At 26.5% G+C, this 25,181-nt stretch carries 23 protein-coding genes; 12 read left to right on the top strand and 11 right to left on the bottom strand.

Annotated features, from left to right (window positions below; genetic code table 4):
- Positions 1 to 50: 50 nt before the first annotated feature.
- From tilS to EXC38_RS03015, 3 genes are read right to left on the bottom strand one after another with little or no spacing between them, the layout of a single operon-like run.
- Entirely contained in the window at positions 51 to 992 is a 942-nt protein-coding gene (gene tilS, locus EXC38_RS03025; protein ID WP_129694770.1) for a tRNA lysidine(34) synthetase TilS, read from the bottom strand.
- Positions 982 to 1,536, bottom strand: coding sequence for an aminoacyl-tRNA hydrolase (gene pth / locus EXC38_RS03020; protein ID WP_129694769.1), 555 nt, complete (start codon positions 1,534 to 1,536; stop codon positions 982 to 984). The genes tilS and pth overlap by 11 nt, the downstream gene beginning before the upstream one ends.
- 14 nt (positions 1,537 to 1,550) lie before the next feature.
- On the bottom strand, positions 1,551 to 3,830 hold the full coding sequence (locus EXC38_RS03015; RefSeq protein ID WP_129694768.1) for an ATP-dependent DNA helicase: 2,280 nt from the start codon (positions 3,828 to 3,830) through the stop codon (positions 1,551 to 1,553).
- 135 nt (positions 3,831 to 3,965) lie between these two features.
- Between EXC38_RS03015 and serS the strand changes: the two genes are divergently transcribed.
- Positions 3,966 to 5,240 carry a serine--tRNA ligase gene (gene serS / locus EXC38_RS03010; protein WP_129694767.1) on the top strand — a complete coding sequence of 425 codons (1,275 nt, stop codon included), beginning with the start codon at positions 3,966 to 3,968 and terminating at the stop codon, positions 5,238 to 5,240.
- A 38-nt stretch (positions 5,241 to 5,278) separates the two neighbouring features.
- Here the strand turns inward: serS and EXC38_RS03005 are convergent, their stop codons facing one another.
- The 3 genes from EXC38_RS03005 to pyk all read right to left on the bottom strand — a co-directional run bounded on the left by EXC38_RS03005 (position 5,279) and on the right by pyk (position 9,622).
- Entirely contained in the window at positions 5,279 to 6,583 is a 1,305-nt protein-coding gene (locus EXC38_RS03005; RefSeq protein WP_129694766.1) for an MFS transporter, read from the bottom strand.
- Positions 6,573 to 8,006: a zinc-binding metallopeptidase family protein gene (locus EXC38_RS03000; RefSeq protein WP_129694765.1), complete on the bottom strand. Its 1,434-nt coding sequence runs from the start codon at positions 8,004 to 8,006 to the stop codon at positions 6,573 to 6,575. The genes EXC38_RS03005 and EXC38_RS03000 overlap by 11 nt, the downstream gene beginning before the upstream one ends.
- Before the next feature lie 194 nt (positions 8,007 to 8,200).
- Positions 8,201 to 9,622: a pyruvate kinase gene (gene pyk, locus EXC38_RS02995; protein ID WP_004416395.1), complete on the bottom strand. Its 1,422-nt coding sequence runs from the start codon at positions 9,620 to 9,622 to the stop codon at positions 8,201 to 8,203.
- 212 nt (positions 9,623 to 9,834) lie between these two features.
- Here pyk and EXC38_RS02990 point away from each other — a divergent pair, with 212 nt between their 5' ends.
- From EXC38_RS02990 to EXC38_RS02945, 11 genes are all read left to right on the top strand, one after another.
- Positions 9,835 to 11,295: a DUF1846 domain-containing protein gene (locus EXC38_RS02990; protein ID WP_129694764.1), complete on the top strand. Its 1,461-nt coding sequence runs from the start codon at positions 9,835 to 9,837 to the stop codon at positions 11,293 to 11,295.
- A gap of 13 nt (positions 11,296 to 11,308) precedes the next feature.
- Positions 11,309 to 12,493 (top strand): phosphopentomutase, encoded by a 1,185-nt coding sequence (locus EXC38_RS02985; protein WP_129694763.1) that lies wholly within the window; start codon positions 11,309 to 11,311, stop codon positions 12,491 to 12,493.
- Positions 12,494 to 12,560: 67 nt separating this feature from the next.
- Positions 12,561 to 13,994: a proline--tRNA ligase gene (gene proS / locus EXC38_RS02980; RefSeq protein WP_129694762.1), complete on the top strand. Its 1,434-nt coding sequence runs from the start codon at positions 12,561 to 12,563 to the stop codon at positions 13,992 to 13,994.
- Positions 13,995 to 14,016: 22 nt separating this feature from the next.
- On the top strand, positions 14,017 to 14,316 hold the full coding sequence (locus EXC38_RS02975; protein WP_060823419.1) for a thioredoxin family protein: 300 nt from the start codon (positions 14,017 to 14,019) through the stop codon (positions 14,314 to 14,316).
- Between the two features lie 76 nt (positions 14,317 to 14,392).
- Complete coding sequence (locus EXC38_RS03555) at positions 14,393 to 14,611, top strand: hypothetical protein (protein WP_235666588.1); 219 nt, start codon at positions 14,393 to 14,395, stop codon at positions 14,609 to 14,611.
- Positions 14,583 to 14,771: a hypothetical protein gene (locus EXC38_RS03550; RefSeq protein ID WP_235666587.1), complete on the top strand. Its 189-nt coding sequence runs from the start codon at positions 14,583 to 14,585 to the stop codon at positions 14,769 to 14,771. Before EXC38_RS03555 ends, EXC38_RS03550 begins: the two co-directional genes overlap by 29 nt.
- 22 nt (positions 14,772 to 14,793) lie before the next feature.
- Positions 14,794 to 15,093, top strand: a complete 300-nt coding sequence (locus EXC38_RS02965; RefSeq protein ID WP_060823417.1) for a thioredoxin family protein — start codon at positions 14,794 to 14,796, stop codon at positions 15,091 to 15,093.
- A gap of 8 nt (positions 15,094 to 15,101) precedes the next feature.
- Positions 15,102 to 15,908 carry a Cof-type HAD-IIB family hydrolase gene (locus EXC38_RS02960; RefSeq protein ID WP_129694760.1) on the top strand — a complete coding sequence of 269 codons (807 nt, stop codon included), beginning with the start codon at positions 15,102 to 15,104 and terminating at the stop codon, positions 15,906 to 15,908.
- Between the two features lie 430 nt (positions 15,909 to 16,338).
- Positions 16,339 to 17,340 carry a type I glyceraldehyde-3-phosphate dehydrogenase gene (gene gap / locus EXC38_RS02955; protein ID WP_129694759.1) on the top strand — a complete coding sequence of 334 codons (1,002 nt, stop codon included), beginning with the start codon at positions 16,339 to 16,341 and terminating at the stop codon, positions 17,338 to 17,340.
- A 262-nt stretch (positions 17,341 to 17,602) separates the two neighbouring features.
- Positions 17,603 to 17,785, top strand: a complete 183-nt coding sequence (locus tag EXC38_RS02950) for a hypothetical protein (protein ID WP_129694758.1) — start codon at positions 17,603 to 17,605, stop codon at positions 17,783 to 17,785.
- A gap of 70 nt (positions 17,786 to 17,855) precedes the next feature.
- On the top strand, positions 17,856 to 18,056 hold the full coding sequence (locus EXC38_RS02945) for a hypothetical protein (RefSeq protein WP_129694757.1): 201 nt from the start codon (positions 17,856 to 17,858) through the stop codon (positions 18,054 to 18,056).
- A gap of 55 nt (positions 18,057 to 18,111) precedes the next feature.
- Here EXC38_RS02945 and lon read toward each other — a convergent pair whose 3' ends face one another.
- The 5 genes from lon to EXC38_RS02920 form a co-directional block, all read right to left on the bottom strand.
- Entirely contained in the window at positions 18,112 to 20,622 is a 2,511-nt protein-coding gene (lon, locus tag EXC38_RS02940; protein ID WP_129694756.1) for an endopeptidase La, read from the bottom strand.
- Positions 20,623 to 20,694: 72 nt separating this feature from the next.
- Positions 20,695 to 21,513: a nucleotide exchange factor GrpE gene (locus EXC38_RS02935; protein WP_129694755.1), complete on the bottom strand. Its 819-nt coding sequence runs from the start codon at positions 21,511 to 21,513 to the stop codon at positions 20,695 to 20,697.
- Complete coding sequence (gene hrcA, locus EXC38_RS02930) at positions 21,513 to 22,505, bottom strand: heat-inducible transcriptional repressor HrcA (protein ID WP_004416495.1); 993 nt, start codon at positions 22,503 to 22,505, stop codon at positions 21,513 to 21,515. The genes EXC38_RS02935 and hrcA overlap by 1 nt, the downstream gene beginning before the upstream one ends.
- Before the next feature lie 83 nt (positions 22,506 to 22,588).
- Complete coding sequence (plsY, locus tag EXC38_RS02925; protein WP_129694754.1) at positions 22,589 to 23,260, bottom strand: glycerol-3-phosphate 1-O-acyltransferase PlsY; 672 nt, start codon at positions 23,258 to 23,260, stop codon at positions 22,589 to 22,591.
- Between the two features lie 132 nt (positions 23,261 to 23,392).
- Positions 23,393 to 25,030: a M28 family metallopeptidase gene (locus tag EXC38_RS02920; RefSeq protein WP_165056856.1), complete on the bottom strand. Its 1,638-nt coding sequence runs from the start codon at positions 25,028 to 25,030 to the stop codon at positions 23,393 to 23,395.
- Positions 25,031 to 25,181 lie beyond the last annotated feature (151 nt).

Raw genomic sequence — 25,181 nt, 5'->3', positions numbered from 1 at the left:
TTTTATCAAATATTAATTAAAATTAATAATGTTATATTATAGATTAAAAGTTAAATTTTATCTACTTTTAATTTTCCTTGATGCTTATAAACATAATTTTTGTCGTTAATTTTAAAATGCTTAAAATTTTTTGTTGACTTTATATAGTTTTTAAAAAGATTTAGTTTATTCTTACAAACTTTAACATTTTCGATATTATCATGCAAAAATTCAAACAAAATTTCATTAATAAACTCACAGTCCAAATCTAATAATTTGTAATTATAATCAGAGTTTTTAAAATTTAAATATTTATCTTTAACAATTAAATTTTTATGCTCTAATTCTTTATTTATAAAATTCATTTCATCAATAAGTTTTTGTTTTTCAATTTTTGTTTTTTCTTTTAATTCTATTCTAATTTTATTTCTCGTATAAATAGGTAAAAAATTAGTATAATCAAGTGCGTACGGAATATTAAAGAAATTACAAAATGTTAATATTTCATCCTTAAACCATAAATTAATCATTGGACGAAAAATAGTCATTTCTAATAATTGATTAATATTAGCTATTCCGTAATTTTTAGGTTGTCTTTTACTTTGCTTTTGAAATAAATAAGTTTCTAAATTATCATCTTTATGATGAGCTAAAATCAATGCTGACGCTTTGTATTTATTATAAATTTTTTGATAAAAATCATATCTTTGATCACGGGCAATTTTTTGAAAATTACCATCATATTTTTGATTTTTATCCAAAACTAATGTTTCACATTTTATATTATTTTTTGAACAAAAATTTTCGACAATTTTTTGATCATTTCAAGCATCTTTTCTTTTATTGTAGTTAACACAAGCAACAATAACATTTAAATTCTTCATTAAATTTAGCAACCACATTGAATCTGGACCGCCACTAATTCCCAAAACAAAAGTTGAACTTTTATCTATATTATTTTTTTCAAATTCAAATAAAAATTTTTGTTCTAAATTTTCAAAATTATTTTCCATAGATTTTACCTGAATAGTTATTCATTACATATCTAATATCATTTCCGATAAATTGAATTAAAGCATCAGCGGCGGCATCAACAACTTTCTCAATAATTTTTGAATCAGCAAAACTGAATTTACCTAAAACAAAATTAATTGCATTCTCGTTTCTACCAATGCCGATTTTTAGGCGTTTAATGTCTTGAGTATTTAAATGTTGAATAATACTTTTGATTCCATTGTGTCCACCTGAAGATCCTGATTGACGAATAGTAACTTTTCCTAATTCGGTATCCATATCGTCATAAACAACAATAATATCATCAATTAAAACATCATAATATTCAACTATTGCTTTAACAAATTCTCCACTGTTATTCATATAAGTTAATGGTTTTGCTAAAATAACATCCTTATCTTTATAAAAAATACCATTAAACTTTTTTTCTTTTAAGGGACATTCTAGTTTTTCAGATAGTTTGTCAATTACCATAAAACCGACATTGTGTCTAGTTTTTTCATAATCAATTCCTGGGTTTCCTAAACCAACAATTAGTTTCATATTTCTCCTTTTTACTACTTGTTATATTTCTTTTGTCATAAATATCGAATATTAGTTATTCTATTTGAATCATTATCATTATTAATTCCAAACTCTAAGGCTTCTTTTTCTCCAACAATAACACTATACTCTTTTGCTCTTGTAATTGCTGTGTAAATTAATTTTTTACTTATCAATCTTTTAGCCTCTGAAAATAACACAACAATAACAGCTTTACACTCGCTACCTTGATATTTGTGAACACTAGTACAGTAAGCTGGATATGTGTTTTCAAGGAAAGAATTTCTTGAATAAGTAACAGATTTATTATCATTACCATCAAAATCAACTGTTACATGAGTTAATTTTTTTTCTTTTTTAGAATCAGTAGAATAAATAAATTTTGAAATGTATCCTATTTCACCATTAAAAACCTTTAATTTAGAATCATTGTTTAAATTTATAATCTTATCGTTTAAGGCTAGGATTCGATCACGGTATATCGCTAATTCAGGTTTTTCTTTTTCTCTAAAATAAGTAGATAAAACTTCATTCAATTCATCTATTCCTGTTTCATGCTTATACATAGGACTTAAAACAGCAATTTCTTTTTTATCATATCCCTTTGCTAAAAGTTCTTCAATTTTGTCAATGATTTTGTATTTTAAATCTTTTCTTTTAGTAGGATAAAATTGAGAGTTTTTAGAACTAAATTCGGGAAAAAGTCCATCATTAATTTTTAAAGCATCATTTACAATTTCATAATTTCCTGCCTGACGGTAAATTTTCTTTAACACAATTGTGTCAAAAATATCATTTACAATAAAGTCTTTAATTAAATAACCGCTACCAATAGCTGGAAGTTGATCTTTATCACCAACTAATATGATTTTTTCTAAAGTATATTTTGAAATTCCTTTTAACAATTTATAAAAAAGACCTAATGGAACCATTGAAAACTCATCAATAATTAAAATGCTTACATCAGAAGGTGCATTTTCATTAACAAAATATCTGTTTGTATCTTGATCTCACCATAAGAAACTATGAATTGTTTGAGCTCTTTTTCTTTCTTGATTAGCATTAATATTTATTGTTGCTCTTCCAGTTGGCGTTAAGATGGCAACATCTTCTTCGTGATAATTGTCTAATAATTGATCAATGATTTCATTAGTTATTAATGTTTTACCTGTTCCAGGGTTTCCAGTAATTAAAACTAAGTCTTTAGTTAAAGCTGCTTTAATTGCTTTGGCTTGATTATCATCAAATTTCGAAGGGATACTAAAGATTATATTTGCTTTGCTTTTCTCTTTTTTCTTTAAATTAGCTAGACGTTTTAAAATATATTCTTCCATATAAATGGTGTCACGAGTTGTGTAATAAGATCCATCATTATACTCTAGTTCAACTAAAAGACGTTTTTCTAATAACAAATTAATTGCATCATAAAAATGATCGATATTAGTTACAAGGTTTTCTTCTTTAGAATATTCAAGTAGTATTTTGTAACAATCTTCTTTTTTTATTCTTGTATTACCGGAATTAAAAAAGTAATCTTCAAGTACAGAATATAAATAAGTTGAATTCTTTTGAAATAGTGAAGTAGGATTATATTCTTTAACTATCTTATCAATATCAGATAATTTTATTTTTTCGTCTTCATCAATATCAAAATAAAAATCATATAAACTGTCAAAATATTCATTTAAAAAACTTTTTAAGCTATCGAATTTATTTAAAATTAATTTACATCCTGAATAAGAAACATTAATTTTAAATAAGTGGGTCATATCAACTATATATTGATAATTGTCTTTCACTATTTTCACAAACTGGTTTCACTTTTCTTCTTCAATTCCAAAATCAGGACCAAACATTTTTTTTGAATCGTATATTCTTTGGAAAACATTTTCTCCTAGTTCCTTTATTAAAATATTGGTCTTAATATTTTCCACATCTTTAAAAATTGGTAACTTAATTACTCGATTTATATAATTTAAAGACTCATTGCTCGTTATTTCACTTTGAACAATCTTAAGTGGATAATCATAGTTAATTAAATAACTATCAGAATATTTTGATGAATCGTTTTTATAAATTGTTATTTCATAAGTCTTATCATAAGCTTGAATTTTAAGTTCTTCAAATAAATTATCTTTAATAGTTATTGATATAGAATTGTATAAATTAACATTAACTGGATTATTTTTATCATTTTCAAGAACACGAAAAGCAACAATCAATGTTCTACGATCTTTTGATTGTCATAATCTCTTTTCAAATATCCCAATTACTTGTGAATGTTGTCTCTTCATATCTTTTTAATTGTAGCACAAAGCGACATTTTATATTTTTTTTGACACCTATCCACTTTTAAAGACAATAACTATTTTACTTTTTTGTAAAAAAAAGTATACAATTATTGATAGTTTTAAAATGGAGAATTGAAAATGATTGAATTAAAATATCTTTTAAAAAATAAAGAAGAAGTATTAAAAAAACTTGCATATAGAAACTTTGACCATTCAGCTTTAGATAAAATTTATGAATTAGGGGACAAAAGAAATCAATTAATTCATAACCTTGAAGTTTTACAGGCGCAAAGAAATAAATTGAGCGAAGAAATTGGAATCAAAAAAAGAAGAAACGAATCTTGTGATTTATTAATGGAAGAAGTGAATAAAATCAAAAATGAAATTTCTGAAATTGAAAATGAAACAAATGAAATTGTGAAATTAGTCGATGATTTAAGACTACAAATTCCTAATATTCCTTATGATGATGTTCCACTTGGTTTAGATGAAAATGATAACGTTTGTATTGGAGAATATCCAAATCTAGGTCGTGGGTTAGTTAAAAATGTTTTACCACATTATGAAATCGCAACTAAACTAGATATAGTTGATTTTCAAAGGGCAGTTAAACTAGCTAAATCTCGTTTTGCTTTATATAAAAATGATGGAGCAAGATTAATTAGAGCACTAGAAAATTTCATGTTAGATACACATATTCAAAATGGTTATAAAGAAATTATGCCTATGCACCTTGTTAATTCTAATATGCTTTATGGTACAGGTCAATTACCTAAATTTGCTGAGGATTTATTTAAAATCGAAAACACAGATTTATGATTGATTCCTACAGCCGAAGTACCAGTTACAAACTTTCACTATGATGAAATTTTAGATTTAGAAAATCCTATTAAATATGTTGCTTATACAAAATGTTTTAGATCAGAAGCGGGAAGTGGTGGAAAAGATACCAAGGGTTTAATTAGACAACATGAATTTCACAAGGTTGAATTAGTTAAATTTGTAAAAGAAGAAGACGGATTAGTTGAATGACAAAAAACTGTCGATGATGCTAAAAGAATTTTAGAATTATTAGAAATCCCTTTTAGGGAGTTAGTTTTATCAACTGGAGATATGGGGTTTGGTTCAGCTAAAACCATTGATCTTGAATTATGAATTCCTTCTGAACAAAGATATCGCGAAACAAGTTCAATTTCAATATATAAAGATTTTCAAGCCATTAGAGCAAAAATTAGACATAGAACAAAAGATAATAAAACAAAATACGCTTACACAATTAATGGTTCAGGACTTGCAATCGACCGTGTTGTTGCCGCAATTCTAGAAAATTTTCAAAATCCAGATGGTACAATTTCAATTCCTAAAGTTTTAATTCCTTATATGGGAAAAGAAATTATAAAAAAATATAATTAATGACCCCTGTCTTTTAGAGGTCATTTTTATTTTAAGAATTATTTTGAAGTTGATGCTAAATTATCTTCATCAATTCATTTTTTTCTATACTTATAAATTTTATACTCAGTTATTGAAATAACAATACTTGCGCTAATAATAAATAAAGCAAAAAATAAGAAACTTATAAAATATCCTAATTTTATTGTTATTAATGTTAGTAATATAATGACAAGTGATGAGGAAATTATTCTAAAAATAAGAGTATAAATAGTGTTTTGTTTGAATTGCTGTTCTTTAAAAAATAGGTAACTATTTGTATAAAAAATAGCTAGAAATAATGAAAAGAAAAATTGTTGTATTCCAAGTAATAATAAATAAAATATATTTTTACCTACATTATTCATATTTGAAAATAAAATAGGCATTAACATTATAAATAGCAGATTAATTGGAATTAAAATTCAAATCAATTTAATGTTTTTATCCTTTATTAAAAAGGAAATAAGACTACCAGCAAATCCAAATGCCGCAAAAGAAATATTTAAAACAAAAGATGATTTTGATGCTTCGAATTTAATTTCATTGAAAAATTGAGACATTCCTACTGTTCGTGGAAATAAAAATATTCCAATAATAAAACTACATGCTATTGTATAAATTCAAATGTTTTTAATATATCTTTTAGTTTGAATTTTAACTGTTTCTAGAGAGTTTGCTATTTTATTTTGTTCAATCTCTGCTGTAGTGTTTAGTGCTTTTACATTTGGTTTTAATTTAAAGTATAATATACCCGAAATTAAATAAGTGATCATATTAAACACGATTATTGACCAAAATGGAAGTTTTGAAAATAAAACAAACGATAAGGCAACACCTAATAATATTGAAGTAGACGTTAACAGCACCGTTAAAAAATTATATGTCTTTATGTCTTTTTTATTTGACGACAGATAATATATAATCGATTTTAAAGCAACGAATCTAAATGAATGAATAATATTTAAAAAAACATTAATAACCAAAAGAAAAATTGAAAAAACAAAATATGAATTAGTATTACCATCTCCAGGGGATGTGTTTTGTTTAATAACAAAAAAGGAACTAATTAAAATAATTGCAAGAATTGATAAACTTAATAGATCACAAATAAAAAGAATGTTTTTTAATTTTCAACGTTCAGTGATTTTTTTATTCAATAAATAAGAAATAAAAGTTGGAACCTGTATTAATAAATATAAAAGTGAAACTAATCAAAAACTACTAGTAAATTTATAAATATATACAGCAGTAGCTAATTTAAAACCCTCAGAGCCAATCATTGAAAAAACTAAAGAAGATGAATATTTAATTTTATTTTTCATCATTTAACTCTGTATCTAAAATATAAATAATTTGCAACATATATATAATATTTAATAAACTTATTTTAGATTCCATAGAATGTATTGAATCTGCCGGAATCGAAATAGTTACTGAGGGAATTTTTTGAATCGTTTCTGTCACGTCTGTAGAACCACTTCCAAAAGTGATTTTATACGGAATATTATACTCATTGAAATTATTCTGAACTCTGTCAATAATTTCAGGATTGTAAGCAGTAAAATAATCACAAACTCTTATTAGAATATTATGATTTTCTCATTTTTCAAATTCAGATACCTCTAAATTTACTAAAAAGCTACCTGGGCACATAGTTTGCTTGTATTCCTTAATTCCTGAGAGATTTACCTCCTCGGAACAACTAAAAATTATATTAGATTTTATATTCATTCATTTCTTAAAAAGGTTAAGTAAAAGAACGTTTATTTTATTATCGTTGTTTCTTTGAATTAAGTTGAAATTATTTATTAAAATACCCATAACTTCATCGCAGTGAGCATTAAAAATAATTTTTGAATGATTGTTTGTAATCTTAAAAACTCCACTTTTTTTTGTTGGATTTTTAATAATTGAATTAATAAATAATTTTTCATTACCTGACGGGGAGATATTAGACATATTTAAAAATTCCTTATTTATTGTTCCATCAAAGAATAATCTAATAATTTTTTTATTAAAATCAATAAATTTTATAATTTTTTTATTCTTGCTTATATCAAAAAATATACTTTTGATTTTATTAAAAAAGGTGTTAATTTCATTGTTTTCAAAAACATAATCATTAAATTCTTTATTTCATCATAAAAAAGTATCATATTTGTAAAATATGAAAATAAAAACTGAGTTATTTATTAAATTTAATATAACCTGTTCTAATTTATTTGAATTAAATTCGTCAATAAATGAATTTTTTTTATTAATAAACATTAAATCTCTAATTGTTGTTTCAATTTTTTCTCTTTTATCAGCGTGCAAATAATAGTTTGACATTACATAATTTAACATTAATATTTTGCCAGTTATTAAAAAATTTGTATTAGCAATATATACAGTTTCTTTTACTTTCTCTAAGAAAAGATTATCAATGTGTTCAAATAAAATAAATTCAATTTTTCCGTATTTTTTATCTTTAATTGTTATTAAATTTTCATCTTCTCTAATTAAAGTAGCGTCTATTTCTTTCACTAAAAAATTGATAAATTTTCTTTTATCAGTAAGATTTTCGTTGTTTATAAAACATAAATCAATGTCGTTCGGTTTCCTATCAATCAATCCTTTATGTTGTAAGGCTCAAGATCCTTTTATTATAATTTTAATTTTCTTGTTGTATCTTTTATTGAATTTATTTATATTATCATATAAAAAAATTATTATTTCATCTAAATTATGGCTCGATAATTTCATGTGTGTCCCTCACTATGAACGTAACGTTTCTAATATCATATTGATTTATTAAAAATGATATTAATGGCGGTGTTCAAAATTAGGTGGTGTACTAATTTTGAACATCATCAATTTTTTTACACACCTATACTTTAATTATAAACATTTAAAAATAAAACAGCACTCTTAACGCGAAGTACCATTCATTCTTTATTTTAATATTCGTGTGAAGTGATATTTAAACTATCTACAACAATAAATTTATCACCTTTTTTAGCTCCGTATGAAGTTAAAACTTGACGTCCTGCATCATGATTATATTTAATTAAGGCTCTTACTGCTTCTGAATGTTTTTCACAAAATACACCGGCAGTAATTCCATAACTTCAAACTAATTTATCATCACTAACTACCCCAACGATAAAAGCATTTGGTCTATATTTAGCAACTTCTTTTAATAATTTTCCACTATGAGAAAGAACAATAGCAAACTTATATTCACCACTTTGTAAGATTGAAGCAACTTCATAAGCAATTAGCATTCTTGAGTTTTGATCATTAGCAACTTTTTGTAGTTGTTTTTCATAGAATAATTCAGTGAAATACTCTTTTTCGGCTCTTTTAGCAATTTTAGACATTGTCTTAACTGCTTCAACTGGATATTTTCCAGATGCTGATTCACCAGATAGCATTGTTGCATCAGCACCTAGTTCCACTGCGTAATAAACATCAGTTACTTCAGCTCTTGTCGGTAATGGATTATTTTCCATTGAATCAAGCATTTGTGTTGCAACGATAACTTCTTTACCTTGAATTCTTGCTGCACGAATAATTTTCTTTTGTCAATAAGGAACATCATAGAAAGGTATTTCCAAACCTAAATCTCCACGAGCAACCATTATTCCGTCTGAAGCACGAATAATTTCATCAATATTATTAATTGCAGTTTGCGATTCAATTTTAGAAATAATTTGAATATGTTGTCCGTTGTTTTCGTCTAAAATTTTTCTAATTTGTTTAACTTGTGAAGCGTTGTTAACAAATGAAGCTGCAATGTAATCTACTTTATATTTTGCGCCTCAAATAATGTCATCTATATCCTTTTGTGATAAGAATGGTAATGAAAAATCTACTCCAGGAATATTGACTCTTTTATTTGTTTTCAATTTATGTGAGTTAATTGTTTCTACAATAACTTCGCCTGATTTTACTTCTCTAACAATAGTTACTAATTTACCATCATCAAGTAAAACTTTATTTCCTTCATTAACATCTAAATCCATACGATAAGAAACAGTTATGGTGTTTTCATCACCGATTAAATTTTCATATGAATTCTTATCTGTTTTAATTGTTAGTTCATGATTAGCAGGAATTAAACAAATTCCATCTTTCATTTTTCCAACTCTTATTTCTGGTCCTTTTGTATCTAACATTAGAGAAATAGGACGATCTAATTCAAAAGAAATTTTTCGAGCTAAATCAAATTTCTTTTTATGGTCTTCTAATGTTCCATGTGAAAAGTTTGCTCTAATTGTTGTAACTCCAGCTTCAAATAAAGCCTTCATTGTTTCATAATTGTCGCTTGATGGTCCTATCGTTGCAACAATTTTTGTTCTTTGTTCATTAAATTTCATGATTTGCCTTTCTAAATTTTTTATAGTATATAAAAATTTTACTCTAATTTTTACACTTAATTTGGTTTATAAGTAAAAAAAGTATTTTTATATATCATTAATTTATAAATTTTTCTTTTAAAAATAAAGCATTTTTTATCATTTTGCTTAATATAGATGAATTTAATATAAAATTATTTAGGAATTAAATAAATTTATATACGAGGATATTTATGGTTATTGGATTTGATAATGACAAATATATTAATTTGCAGTCAAATGAAATTAAAAAAAGAATAAATAAATTTGGTAATAAACTTTACATGGAATTTGGCGGAAAACTTTTTAATGATTTTCACGCATCCAGAGTGCTTCCCGGTTTTAAACATGATTCAAAACTAAAAATGCTTTTAAAAATTAAAGAAGATATTGAAATGCTTTTAGTTATTTCTGCTCAAGATATTAAAAATCGAAAATTAAGATCGGATATTAACATAACTTATGAAGAAGACATCTTTCGCTTAATTAAGAAGTTTAGAAAATATGAATTGGAAATACATAATGTCATTATTACTCAATTTGAAACTTCACCTGAAGTTACCACTTTTATTCACAAGTTAGAGAAATTAAACATTAAAGTCATCAAACAATATCGTATAAAAAATTATCCTCAGGACGTTGATTTGATTGTTTCTGAACAAGGTTTTGGAAAAAATGAATATGCAATTACAAGGAAGAATTTAATTGTTGTAACCGCCCCTGGGCCAGGTTCTGGAAAATTAAGTGCAATTCTATCACAACTATATCATGATAATAAGAATCAAATTAAGTCTGGCTATGCTAAATTTGAAACATTTCCAATTTGAAATCTTCCAATAAATCATCCGGTCAATTTAGCTTATGAGGCGGCTACCGTTGATTTAAATGACGTTAATATGATTGACGAATTTCATTTAAAAGCATACAAAATTAAGGCCACAAATTATAATAGGGACTTAGAAGCTTTTCCAATACTTAATAAATTATTAAATACAATTTATAAAAGCTCATTATATAAGTCGCCGACTGATATGGGTGTTAATATGGCTGGTTTCTGTATTACAGATGATAATGTTGTATCAATTGCTGCTAAAAAAGAAATAATTCGTAGATATTACCAAACAATAGTGAATTATCAACAAGATAAGACTCCAAAAAGTTATGTTAATCGTTTATCAAGGATTATAAAAAACAATAATATAAATTCTAACATTGTAAAATCTATTAGAGCAGCTAATGAATTTAGTTTTAAAAATAACAAAATTTGTTCTGCAATTGAAATTAATGCGGAAAAAATAATTATTGGTAAGGAATCAAATCTTTTAAATTCTAACAGCGCAACAATCTTAAATGCACTAAAATATTTTGCAAACATTGAACAAAATATTGATGTTTTAGATCCTGAGGCAATTTCATTAGCGCAAGATTTAAAAAGAGAATTACATTATAATGATTTATCCTTAGATTTAAAAGAAACACTTTTTGCTTTATCAATCAGTGCTAAAACATCATCTATTGCAAAAAAGGCTTTTGATCAAATTAATAAACTTTCTGGTTTATATTTACATCGAACTACAATATCAAGCGAATCTGATAAAGAAACTCTAAAAAGTATGGATATTCATTTAACAGAGCAAACAACCAATATTAAATAAATAAGGAGAAAATATGAAATTTAAACGTATATTTTTTATTGTTACTGATGGATTAGGAATTGGACCTGAACCTCGTCAGGCAGAATTTGGAGATAAGGGGGCAAATAGTTTATTGCACGCTTCTGAAGCTCTACCTTTAGAAATACCAACATGAAAAGCTTTAGGAATAACTGAAATAGCAAAAGTTGCAGGGCACACTCAAAGAGTAAAAAAACCTTTAGCATACATGGCTAAAATTCACGAAATGTCAAATGGAAAAGACACATTAACGGGTCATTGAGAAATGATGGGAATTTATACTGAAACTCCTAATCCTCAATTTACTGAGAAAGGTTTTCCAGAAGATTTAGTTGCCGAATTATCTAAAGCTTTTGATGGAAGAAAAATTATTGGTAATAGAAATGCATCAGGAACAGTTATTCTTGCTGAATTAGGTCATCAACATATGGAAAAGGGTGACATGATTATTTATACCTCTCCTGATTCAACATTACAAATTATCGGTGATGAAAAAACCTTAGGCGTTGACAAACTTACTGAATATGCAAAAAGAGCGAGAGCAATTTGTTCTTCAAAACCTGAGTGAAATGTTGCTAGAGTTATTTCAAGACCTTTTGTTTATGAAGATGGTAAATTTACAAGAACTTTTAACAGACATGATTTCGCAAATAGACCAACAGGTCACATTATTTTAGAAGATTTACAAAAAGCTGGTGTTGAAGTTATCGCTGTTGGAAAAATTAATGATATTTTTACAGGTGTTGGCATTGACAAAGTTTATGGTCCAGCTTCTGACAATGAAAATATGGATATAGCAATTGATATCGCTTCATCAAGTTCAGAAAACCAATTTATCTTTGTTAACTTAGTACAATTTGATAGCCATTATGGGCACCGTGAAGATCCAATTGGATATAGTCAAAATGTTTCTAAATTAGATATTAAATTGGCAAAATTAATTAATGCAATGAGAGAAGATGATTTATTAATAATGACTTCTGACCATGGAAATGATCCTACTTTTGGCCCAGACCACACAAGAGAAACATTACCATTAACAATTTATTCAAAATCATTTAAAACTCCAAAAGTTTTAGGAACTCTAAAAGGTTTAGGAACTGCAGGAAATATTGTTGCTAGAAACTTTGGTGTCCCAACTGTTTCTACTGGTGAAGATATTTTTGATGATTTAGTTTAACAGGCCTAAAGCCTGTTTATTTTTTTATTTTATAAAAAAAGATAAAAAATAGATAAAATTATAAGTTATGAAAAAACTAGAGAAAATTACAACTCAACAAGAAAATTTTGCAAAATGATATACTGATGTCATTAAAAACGGTGATTTAATGGCTTATGGTTCTTCTAAAGGTTCAATAATTTTTAAACCATTATCTTTTGGTATTTGAGATAATATCCGTTTACAATTAGATAAAGAATTTAAAAAATTGGGTGTTAAAAATGTTAATTTACCACTTTTAATTCCTGAAAGTTTACTTAACAAAGAAAAGAATCATATATCCGGATTTAATCCTGAATTAGCAACCGTTACTGAAGTTGGTGGAAAAAAGCTTAGTGAAAAGTTTTTCATTAGACCAACTAGTGAAGTATTATTTGGAGATTTCTTTAAAAATGAAGTTGAATCATATAACGACTTACCATTAATCTACAATCAATGAGTAAATGTTTTAAGATGAGAAAAAACTACTAACCCATTTTTAAGAACTAGAGAATTTTTATGACAAGAAGGCCATACAATTCACGCAAGCAGTAACGAAGCTAAAGAACTTACTCAAAAGATGTTAGATGTGTATACAAAATTTGTTGAAGAATATTTAGCAATACCAGTAATAAAAGGACAAAAAACTGAACATGAAAAATTTGCTGGTGCAGAATATACTTTTACAATTGAAGCAATGATGAAAGATGGAAAAGCCTTACAATCAGGTACAAGCCATTATTTAGGACAAAATTTTACAAAAGCTTTTGATATTACTTTTAAGAATAAAGAAAACAAATTGGAAAATGCTTATGGAACATCATGAGGTGTATCAACAAGATTACTTGGTGCTCTAATTATGACTCATGGTGATGATCGTGGAATTATTATTCCTCCAAAAATAGCACCAATTAAAGTTGATATTATTGAACTTTTTGCTTCAAAAGATGAAAGAGTTTCAAAAGTTGCTAAAGAATTTAAAACATTTTTAGAACAAGAAAATATTGATTGTCAAATTGATGCAAGTGATAAAAGTGCTGGCTATAAGGCTGCAAACTCAGAAATTCATGGAACACCATTAAGAATCGAAATTGGTCCAAGAGATTTGAATGAAAATAAAGTTGTTTTAGTAAGAAGAGATACATTAGAAAAGATTTTAGTTTCAATCGATGAAGTTACTTATAAAGTTAAAGAATTACTTAATGATATTCAAATTAATCTTTTAAATAAAGCTAAATCAAGATTACAAAACAATATTAAAATTGCTTCTAATTATGAAGAATTTAAATCATTTATTGAAAAAGGTCATCTTGTATTAACTAAATTTGGTGGTAATGGTGAAGATGAAGACAAAATTAAAGAAGAAACAGGTGCTTCAACTCGTTGTATTCCATTCAATATTGATATAGAAGTTAAAAATGAAAACTGTTTTTACACAAATAAAAAAACTGATAGAGTTGTTATTTTTGCAAGAGCTTACTAGTTTAAAAATAAAGGAGAAAATTATGTATAAGAAATTATTACAAAGCGAATTAAATAATCAACATTTAGAAGGAAAAGCAATTATAGCTTTTAGAGCTGTTTGATGTCCTACTTGCCAAATGGTAGGTCCTGAATTAGAACGTTTAGCATCTTCAGATGAAGGTATTAATGTTTTTGATTTTGATGTTGACCAAAACATTGCATTCGCAAGAGAAATGAATGTTTCAAGTATTCCTTCACTATTTTACTTTAAAGATGGTAAATTAGTTAACCACACCGTAGGATACATGCCAGCTGAAGAATTAAAAAATCAATTTAAATAATCGATACCGGCTATAAGGCTGCAAACTCAGAAATTCATGGAACACCATTAAAAGAATCAAAATTGGTCCAAGAGATTTGAATGAAAATAAAGTTGTTTTAGTAAGAAGAGATACATTAGAAAAGATTTTAGTTTCAATCGATGAAATTACTTATAAAGTTAAAGAATTACTTAATGATATTCAAATTAATCTTTTAAATAAAGCTAAATCAAGATTACAAAACAATATTAAAATTGCTTCAAATTATGAAGAATTTAAGTCATTTATTGAAAAAAGGTCATCTTGTATTAACTAAATTTGATGGTGATGGTGAAGATGAAGACAAAATTAAAGAAGAAACAGGTGCTTCAACTCGTTGTATTCCATTCAATATTGATATAGAAGTTAAAAATGAAAACTGTTTTTACACAAATAAAAAAACTGATAGAGTTGTTATTTTTACAAGAGCTTACTAGTTTAAAAATAAAGGAGAAAATTATGTATAAGAAATTATTACAAAACGAATTAAATAACCAACATTTAGAAGGAAAAGCAATTATAGCTTTTAGAGCTGTTTGATGTCCTCCTTGCCAAATGGTAGGTCCTGAATTAGAACGTTTAGCATCTTCAGATGAAGGTATTAATGTTTTTGATTTTGATGTTGACCAAAACATTGCATTCGCAAGAGAAATGAATGTTTCAAGTATTCCTTCACTATTTTACTTTAAAGATGGTAAATTAGTTAACCACACCGTAGGATATATGCCAGCTGAAGAATTAAAAAATCAATTTAAATAATCGACAAAATGATTAACTTTAAACCTAAAGCATACTTTACAGACTTAGATGGCACCTTATTAGATTTACCAAAAACAAAAGAAGGAATTAGTTTAGATAACTTAAATATTGTTAAAGAGAAAAACCAAAGTGGTACACCTTTTATTATTGCGACCGGTCGTTTTGCTTCTGAATATGTTCTAGATTTAGCACAAAAAACCGAAGCACCATATGTTATTTGTCAAAATGGTGGGCTAATTGTTAATAATAAAGGTGATGTTATTGTTAAACATGAAATTAAAAAAGATACTGTTATGGAGATAACAGAAGTATTAAAGGAAAATAAATTGTTTATTATTTATAACAGTGGTAATACAATTTATGGAACCTCGACAAAATTAAAGGTTTTTAGACCTTGAATAAAAAAATTAATTCAAAAAACATATGATGAAATTCCCAGAATAACAAATGCTACTAAAATCATTACTTTTGGAACAAGCAAAAAAGGTATTAAAAAATTAGTTGAGTTCTTATCATCTAAGTTTAAAAACTTATCATTACATATTGTTTCAAGAGGCTATGCAATCGAAATCAATGATATAAATGCAACAAAGGGAATGGGAATTGAATATGTTTGCAAACTTTTAAATATTAATCCTGTTGATACTGTTCATTTTGGTGATTCAGGCAATGACACTTCAACAATTCCGTATGTAGGTGCTTTTGTTGCTATGAAAAACTCACTTAATAATATTAAGTCTCAAGCCAAATGAGTGGGTCCTTCTTACAAAAAAGCTGGTGTAGCAAAAGCTGTAAAACAAATAGAATCACAATAAAAAAAATGTAAACTTTTTAAATTTAGTTTACATTTTTTATTATCATGGTTCGATATAGTCGACAATTTTATTGCTCGCCACGTCCCTTCTATATTTAATAATTTTCTTTAAATTTCTCAAAGTATTCTATTTCACTAAAATCATTAGGTAATCAAAAATCTTCTAAAAAAGGATTGAATAGTTTTATCATAATCAACTGTTTTAGAAATATATTTATAATAAGGCATACGTTAATTATTTAATTTGTTCTGCATATTGTTCAAATTCATCTATCGTTAAATTACCAATATTTTTAAGGATGTTGTTTATTTTTTTTAAAAAAAACAATAAAATAAGCACTTTTTTTAACATCCCAAACATTTTAAAATTTAAAAAAGGATATAATTTATATAATAATATTTTTTTAAAATTTACATATTAAAGGAGAAAAATGAAAACAAAAATAGCAATAAACGGGTTTGGAAGAATTGGACGTTTAATTTTTAGACAAATATGAAATGATAATGAATTAGAAGTAGTTGGTATTAATGATTTAACCGATGCTAAAACATTAGCTCATTTACTAAAATATGACACAGCTCATGGAACTTTTAACCATGAAGTTAAAAGTACAGATAAATCAATTATTGTTGATGGAAAAGAATTTTTAATCTTCGGTGAAAAAGATCCTGCTCAATTACCTTGAAAAAATTTAAATGTAGACATCGTAATAGAAGGTACTGGAAGATTTTTAACAACTGAAGCGGCACAATTACATATTGATGCAGGAGCTAAAAAAGTTCTAATTACTGCTCCTTCAAAAAGCTCAGATGTTAAAACAATTGTATATTCAGTCAATGAAAACATTTTAACAAAAGATGACGTAATTGTTTCAGGCGCATCATGTACAACAAACTGTTTAGCACCAGTTTTAAATGTTTTAGAAAATGAATTTGGTGTTGAAAAAGGATTTATGACAACTGTTCACTCATTTACAGCAGACCAAAGATTACAAGATGCTCCACATAATGATTTAAGAAGAGCAAGAGCAGCTTCTTCAAACATGATTCCTACAACAACAGGTGCAGCTAAATCTATTGGTAAAGTTATTCCCACTTTAAAGGGAAAAATGAATGGGATTGCTTTAAGAGTTCCAACAATTACTGGTTCAATTGTTGATTTAACAGTAGAACTTAAAAAAGATACTAATGTAGAAGAAATTAATGCAGCTATGAAAAAAGCCGCATCAGAATCTTTATTCTACACAGAAGATCCTATTGTATCAAGTGATATTATTGGTTCAACCGCAGGTTCAATTTTTGATGCACAATTAACTCAAGTATTAGAAGTTGATGGCAAAAAACTATACAAAGTTTATGCTTGATATGACAATGAATCATCATTTGTAAATCAATATATTAGAACTTTAAAACACTTAGCAAAATTAGGATAATAAGGCCTTAAATAATTACAGCAATTTTAATTATTATGGGCTTTGTGGTTTTCATGCCGTTGATACTTAGTGCAAAATATTTTTCACATAAAGGAAAGGCCTTCTATTTATTTTCTAAATTTAATGCTATTGTGCAATTTAAAAGATATAGTGCTCAAGCTAGTGACAAAGTAATGAATTTTTAAGAAATTTATTGAATAAAAAATAAATAGGTAATACTGGGTATAATGTTGCTTTTGCGCTTTTTATCCTTATTACACTTGTGTCATTGGTTCTTATTCTTGTTGATTTTAAGGATAGTGCAGTTGGTTTAACTTTAATATTCGTTGAATTCTTTACCTTTGGTCCTTTATTTTCTATGGGCAAGATTAGTGAAGCTAAAGATGAAGCTTATAAAAAATTTACCAATTTTGAAAAAATAAAGAATATACAAAGACCTGACTAAGAATAAATAATCAAGAAGATTATCAAAATTTAAAAAGTTATTTTTTCAAGATAAAGCATATTTTAAATTTGTGTATTTTGCAAAAGAAAGAGATAAATATTACGAATCTTTTAATTTTGAGGAAAGCACAAGACCATTTGTTTCAAATAAAGTAATTAATAAAAAGAAAATTCTTGACTTTTTAATTTGCGACTATAGATTTTCTGAAATTAATAACCAAAGTTTTCCTTTTGCATATTATCTTGACATTATGAAAGAACTTAATATTTAAAATTAAAACACGCAACATTAAAGGGGCGTGTTTTTTTAATTATTATTTATTAACTTTATTTTGATTGAAAAATTTCATCGTAAATTTCATTGTAGTATTTAACAGGAATAAATTCAACTTCTTTTTTTACTTCTTCGGGAACATCAATTAAGTTTTTCTTGTTATCATAAGGGATAAATATTTTCTTAATTCCAAATTGAGAAGCTGCTAGTGATTTTTCCTTTAATCCACCAATTGGTAAAACTTTTCCTCTTAAGGTAATTTCACCAGTCATTCCAATATTTGCTGGTACTGGTTTTTTAGATAATGCACTAATAATTGAAGTTGTGAATGTTACACCGGCTGATGGACCATCTTTAGGTATAGCTCCAGCAGGTACGTGAATATGAATTGATTTATTTTCAAAATCAAAATCAATTCCAAATTTTTCAGCATTTGCTCTAACATATGCTAAGGCGATTTGTGCTGATTCTTTCATAACATCTTTTAAATGACCTGTTAATCTTAACCCTTCTTTTCCAGGGAAAGTAGTTACTTCAATTGCTAAAGTAGAACCACCAAAACTTGTATAAGCTAAACCGTTTACAACACCAACTTGATCTTTGTTTTCATTTTCATCTTCATCAAATCTTATTGGACCTAAAAAGTCAACAACAACTTCTTTTGTTACTACAAATTCATCTTTAACTTCTTTGTCTAAGATTTTAACAACAATTTTACGCGCAATGCTATCTAATAAACGCTTTAATTCACGAACTCCGCTTTCACGTGTGTATGAGCGGATTATAAATTCTAATACTTCATCTGAAATTTGAATTTGTGAGGCTAATAAAGCATTTTGAGATAACACTTTTGGAATTAAATGGCTTTTTGCAATCTCCATTTTTTCAATTGTTGTATAAGTTGATAATTCCAATAATTCCACACGGTCGATTAATGCAGCGGGAATGGAATCATAGTAGTTAGCAGTAGCAATGAATAATACTTTTGATAAATCATATTCTAAATCTAAATAATGATCTTGAAAGTTAGCATTTTGTTCTGGATCTAGAACTTCCAGCATAGCACTTGTTGGATCACCTCTAAAGTCAGAAGACATTTTATCAATTTCATCTAATAAAATAACTGGGTTAGAAACTCCGGCTTTTTTAATTGCTGAAATAATTTTTCCTGGCATAGCTCCAACATAGGTTTTTCTATGGCCTCTAATTTCACTTTCATCTTTAACTCCACCCAATGAAACTTTAATAAATTTTCTTTGTAAGGCTTCAGCAATAGATTTAGCTAGTGTGGTTTTACCAGTTCCTGGAGGGCCGATTAAAGTTAAAATAGGGATATTGTTTACTGAGTTGTTTAATGTGTCTCCCGTTTGATGAACAAATAGATTTGAATCAATAAAATGATCAGGATCATTTTTTATTGGGGTATATTCTTTTTCACTCTTATTGCTTTTTGTGTGTGTTAAAACTGATATAAATTCTAAAATTCTTTCTTTAGGTTTTTTTAGACCAAAATGATGTTTGTCAAGTACTTCTCTAACATGATTAATATCAATTAATTCTTTGCTTACTTTTCTTCATGGTAAAGCTAAAATTAAATCAATATATGTTTTTGAAATATTAGCTTCTGGACTTGAAGCCATCATTGATGCTAATCTTGCTTGTTCAGCTTTAAGTGCATTTAGAACGTAAGTTGGATATTTTTTACTTGCTTCAGGATCTTTTTCAATGTTTTCAGCATTATCGGTTGATCCTTCATTTAACATTTGTCTTAATTGCTTAATTTTTTCACGAAGTAAGAAATCTCTTTGTGAGTTTTCCATTTCTTCGTTCATTTTAGCAGTTAATTCCATTTCCACATTACTTGACTCTAATTTTCAAATAAATCTGTCTGTTAATGCTTTAATTAATGATTCATTAGATAATGGTAATAAATTTAATAACTCATCTCTGCTGAAATTTTTCTTAATAGAAGAAACACCATTTCAAATACTTTTATTTAATTTGTTTTCTTCTATATCTTTTTTATCTACAAATAAAATGTTAATTCTACTAATAAAGTTTTTTAAAGCTATTTGGTCTACAAAATCTTTATTAAATATTTTAGGCATTTGAGGTGAGACATCTAATTTAGAAGCAAAAGAATTTAAATAATCAATTGCTGGTAAAATCTTTTCAAATTTTACTTTTGAAGATTTTGCCTTTTTTTCTTCTTCAAATGAAGCAAAAACATATGGGCTTTCTTGATTATTTTCGTCTTGATTATAAATATTTTCTATTTTTACCGCTTTGCCACATTCTAAAAGTAGTTTATAAACGCCTGAATTTTCTATTATGTTTTTTATTGTAACAACAACACCATATTCTTCTAGCATTGAAGAACTTGTGATACTTTCGGCTGCTACATATTGTTCTTTAATAAAAGTAACTAAAATTTTATTCTTATTTTCTACGCTATTTAATGAAAGATTCATTGCTAAAATTGAATTAGCTTTTCCAACTCTAATTTCGTCGTTATCGTAAGGTAAAAGAATTTGTTTTTTAACTGGTATAAATGGTAATTTCATTTTTTCCTCTTTTCTTTTGTTATTTTAATCTAGTTATTTTGTTTATTAATTAATTTGCGAAAAAATAGCGAATTATTTAGAAACAACAACTAATGCTGGTTTTATTGTACGATCATGTAATTTATAACCAATATTTTTTACTTCTAAAATTGTGTCTTTTTCTAAATCTGAACTTGCTAATTCATATACTTGATGAATATTTGGATCAAACATTTCTCCAATCTTAGGGATAATTTTTGTTAATCCAAAATCAAATAAAACGTTTTCTACCTGTTTATATAGCATATTAAAACCAATTATAAAGTTCTTTAATACATCATTATCAATTTTTTCAGCTGCGATAATTGCTTTTTCAAAATTATTTAAAGGCTGAATTAAATTTTCAATAAATGATTGTAGAGCGTATTTTCTTGCTTCAGCAATTTGAATCTCTTGATGATCATTATTTTTTTGTTTATGTTCATTTATTGCATCTTGTGCTTTCTTTTGAATTGCAATTACTTCTTCTTTAAATTTATTAGTTTCGATAAGAGATTTGACCTTTAAATCTTCAAGTTCACTTTGATATTTTTTTATCAATTCATTTTGATCTTGATTTTTTAAGTTAGTTTTTTCCAGTTCTGATTTTAGAAACTCATTTATTTCAACCAACTCTTTTGTTTTACTATCTATTTTTTTAACAGATAAAAGTTTCAATGTGTAAAGTGTTTTTTTAATTTTTAAAGTCTTTTCATTATCACTTATATCTTTACCGTCTTTTAAAATTTCTAAAACTTTTTGATCTACTTCATCATACCCTCAAATGTAGTGATATTTTGTTTTCTTTATATCATAATTATTCTTTTCGACAACTTCAAATGATACTTTGTCAAATTTATTAAATTTCACCATTATTTATCTCCTTTTTGAACAATTTTTTCAAGCATTTCTAAAGCTTCTAATGTCTCGTCGATGTCAATATTTTTAGGACCCATTATTGAAATTTCTTTGATATTTTTATCATTTTCAAAATCTATTTTTTTACTAATAATATTTAAATTTTCACGTGAAAAATCCAGTTTTATTTTATTATCTTCATCTAAATTGTTTTCAATTGTAGATCACACTGAATGTTTTTCAATTAAATCTAATAAGTCAACTAATTCTTCCCGAGAAATATTTTTAGAAAGAATCATAGCGTTTTTATTATATGTTTTATTTTGGATTTTTTCTTCAAACACAAATACTGTCTTAATAAATTTTTCTAATACTTTTTCATAATTTCCAATTTTTTCTTTAAAAAGAGGCAGTAATGCTGAAGCTTTGGCTGATAATTCAATTAAAGGCGTATCAATTAACCTTTCCTTGAACAATCTAACAGCGATTCTTAAATCATTTAATAAAATTCCTTCATCAAAATCAAAAAGTTTGTTTTGTACATTTCCACTACTTGTAACAATAACTATAACCGCAGAAGTAGAATCTAGAGGTGTTAGTTGAATACTTTTCAATTTTTCATCCTTGTTATTGGAGGTTGCAACTACAGTAAAATGAGCCATTTTACTAATTAAACTAGCCGCTTCATCTAATGTTGAATCGATACTTAATCTTTTTTTAATTAAAATGTCATTTAAATTTTTATTAAAAAACTTTTTAGGATTATAAGCAATATTTTTTGTATAGTATTCAAGGCCAGCTGTTGAAGGGATTCTCCCCCCTGAAACATGTGGTTTTTCTAAATAACCAATTTTTTCCAAATCAGACATTATGTTTCTTATTGTTGCTGAAGAAAATGATAAGTGTTTAGCTTCTACTAATTTTTTTGAACCAACTGGTTCGCCAGTATCAAAGAAAATTTCGACAATCATCTTAAAAATTTCAATATGACGATTTTTTAATTCCATAAATAAAAAACATCTCCTTAATAAATTTAATAATATAATTTTAGCACTATTTTAGCACTTTGAGATGTTAATTGCTAATTTTATTATTTTATGTAGTTTTTGAAATCTATCTTTTTTTCTTCTTTATTCACTAATCTAACATAGTTTGGTATATGTTTTAATAAAATTAAAATTGAACCAAAAACCAAGACATAACTATGCGATCATAGCGGAATGTTTGTATTAATAAAAGATAAAATTCAAGTTGAATAATAATAAGGTATAAATGATATAAAAGCAAAAATAATTGCAGTAATTACCGAAGATATAGAAATATATTTAATTGTTAAAACAAAGATTATATATATAAAGGCTAATAAAACAAATGTTGTAAAATCAAAAGCTAAGATAAGCCCAAAGAATGAAGCAACACCTTTCCCACCTTTAAATTTAAAAAAACAAGGAAAAATATGACCAATTAAGGCGCCTAATCCAGCAAATAAAGGAATTATAAATTGATTATTTAAAAATGTTTTAATAATAAATGTTATTAATGTTGGAATACATGCCTTTAGTAAATCAAAGGTGAAAACCATTGCCGCAAATTTAAAGCCAAAAACTCTAAGAGCATTTGTAGCTCCCGCATTATTTGAACCTTGTGTTCTAATATCTTTGTTTCTTTTCTTAGAAATAATAATACTAATATTAATTGATCCAATTAAGTAACCCATTAATAAGACAATTAAATTTATTCATACATATTCTCAGTTAAACATAATAGATAAATATTACATTATTTTTCTATTAATGTACTTTTTTAATAAGTATTTATTTAATAAGTGTTTAAAACCAAAACAAAAACATTGTGATTATTATTCTCACAATGTTTTTGTTTAAACACATAAAAATTAATTTGTTTTGTTAAATTGTTGGTATGTTATTTCCGAATCAGTTTTTGTATACATTTTTTCTAAGAATCTTGTTAGTGTATTAAATACTGTGTCTAATTGTTTATAGAATCTTCTTCCAATGTTTTCATTGATTCATTGTAATGTATCTAAATCACTATGTCAAATATCACCTAAAACAGCGAAGTCAGCATCTGTCATACCTTCTGGTCAGTCATAAACAACTTGACCATTTTCCAATGTTCTTTTTAATAATGTTTTACCTTGATCTGCTAAAGTCGTTTTACCATCTTTTAAAACTCATGCTTTAGGATTTGTTGTTTGGGCATATCCGTCGTAGATTTTATTTTTAGATTTAACACCAAAGTTTGTTGATTCAACATAAGCAACTGGTAAATTAGCTATTTGATAGAATGGAGCATGGTCAGATCAATCTCCTGTTTCTCCTTGTTTAAATTCATTCTCAACAAATTGTGGATGAATTTTTAATTCTTGTGAATCATCTTTTAATTCAGTAGCTCTTTCTTTTGAAATTTTATTAATAAAATCTCTTAATAAAGGTGATGTGTTGTAAGTTTCTTTAGCTTCACGTGTATCAGGTGAGTGGATGTACATGTAATCGCCGCCAGCTACAGTATCCATGTTAATCATACCTAATGAGTTTTGTAAAAGTTCTTTGTTCGCTTCACCTTCTAAGAATTGAGAAACAAATGCAGTAGAACCTAATTTTCCAAGTTCTTCAGCATCAACAAAAATTAAGTGTAATCTTACTCCTAGTTTGTCTCTGTTTTCAACTTTAGAAAAATGTTTTAATAAAGCTAAGTTAACTGCAACTCCAGAAGCATTATCTGTTGCTCCTCATGAAGTTCCTTTTGGACCAACATTATTTGTTGAATCATAGTGAGAAACAATGTAAAAATCTTTAACATTAATTGTATTATTGTTTGTAATTTTACTACTTGGGTTAATTGTTACAACTAAGTTATTTCCAATGTTATTCCATGAATTTTTAAGATTATATAAAAATCCTTGTGTAAAGAAACCATCTTTCTTTAGATTATCCTTCATCTTACTGATAATTTGTGCTTCTACATCGACATCACCATAATATAAACTAATGCTTGAAGCTGTTTCTGAATATGCAGGATATAAAATTTCTTCTTCTGAATGATATTCATAACCCATATCTTTAATTTGTTTCTTTAGATATTGATAAGCATAATAACTTCCATAGTTTGAGTGTTCAGGATTTACTGGATGTGCAGAATCACCAAATTTATTAATTAAACTTTTTTCAACAATCGATGTTTTAGCTCTTTTATCTTCGCCCTCAACTTTTAAACCGTTCAAAACTTTACCTTTACCATTATTTGTATCAACAAAATTTAATGAATCAGTTTTAAAGTTATTTTGATCTCCAGCTTTTCTTCCGTGTGTTGTACTTAATAAGTTTGTGAACATTTCTCTAACAACAACTTCTGAAGCTGTTTCTGGTGTTTGTGGTTGAGGTTGAGGAGTCGGTGGAGTAGGCGGTGTTGGGGTTGGTTTTTGTGTGTCATTACATGCAATTGCTGTAACCGGTAATGCAGCTGCACTTAAGCCACCTAAAATAAATAAGATTTTGTTTAAACGTGTCATAAATATTTCCTTTTTGTACATATATATTTTTTAATATATATCATAGTATTATAATAAATTTTGGCCATTAAATAAATAACTTTCAATCTATAGCCCCTAATTTTATGGGTTTTTATTCGTTTCATTTTAAAAATAGTGGGAAATTTATTGA

Origin of the sequence: Mycoplasmopsis arginini (assembly GCF_900660725.1) — a bacterium.
Classification (GTDB): domain Bacteria; phylum Bacillota_I; class Bacilli_A; order Mycoplasmatales; family Metamycoplasmataceae; genus Metamycoplasma; species Metamycoplasma arginini.
This window is presented reverse-complemented; position numbering and strand designations above follow the sequence as displayed.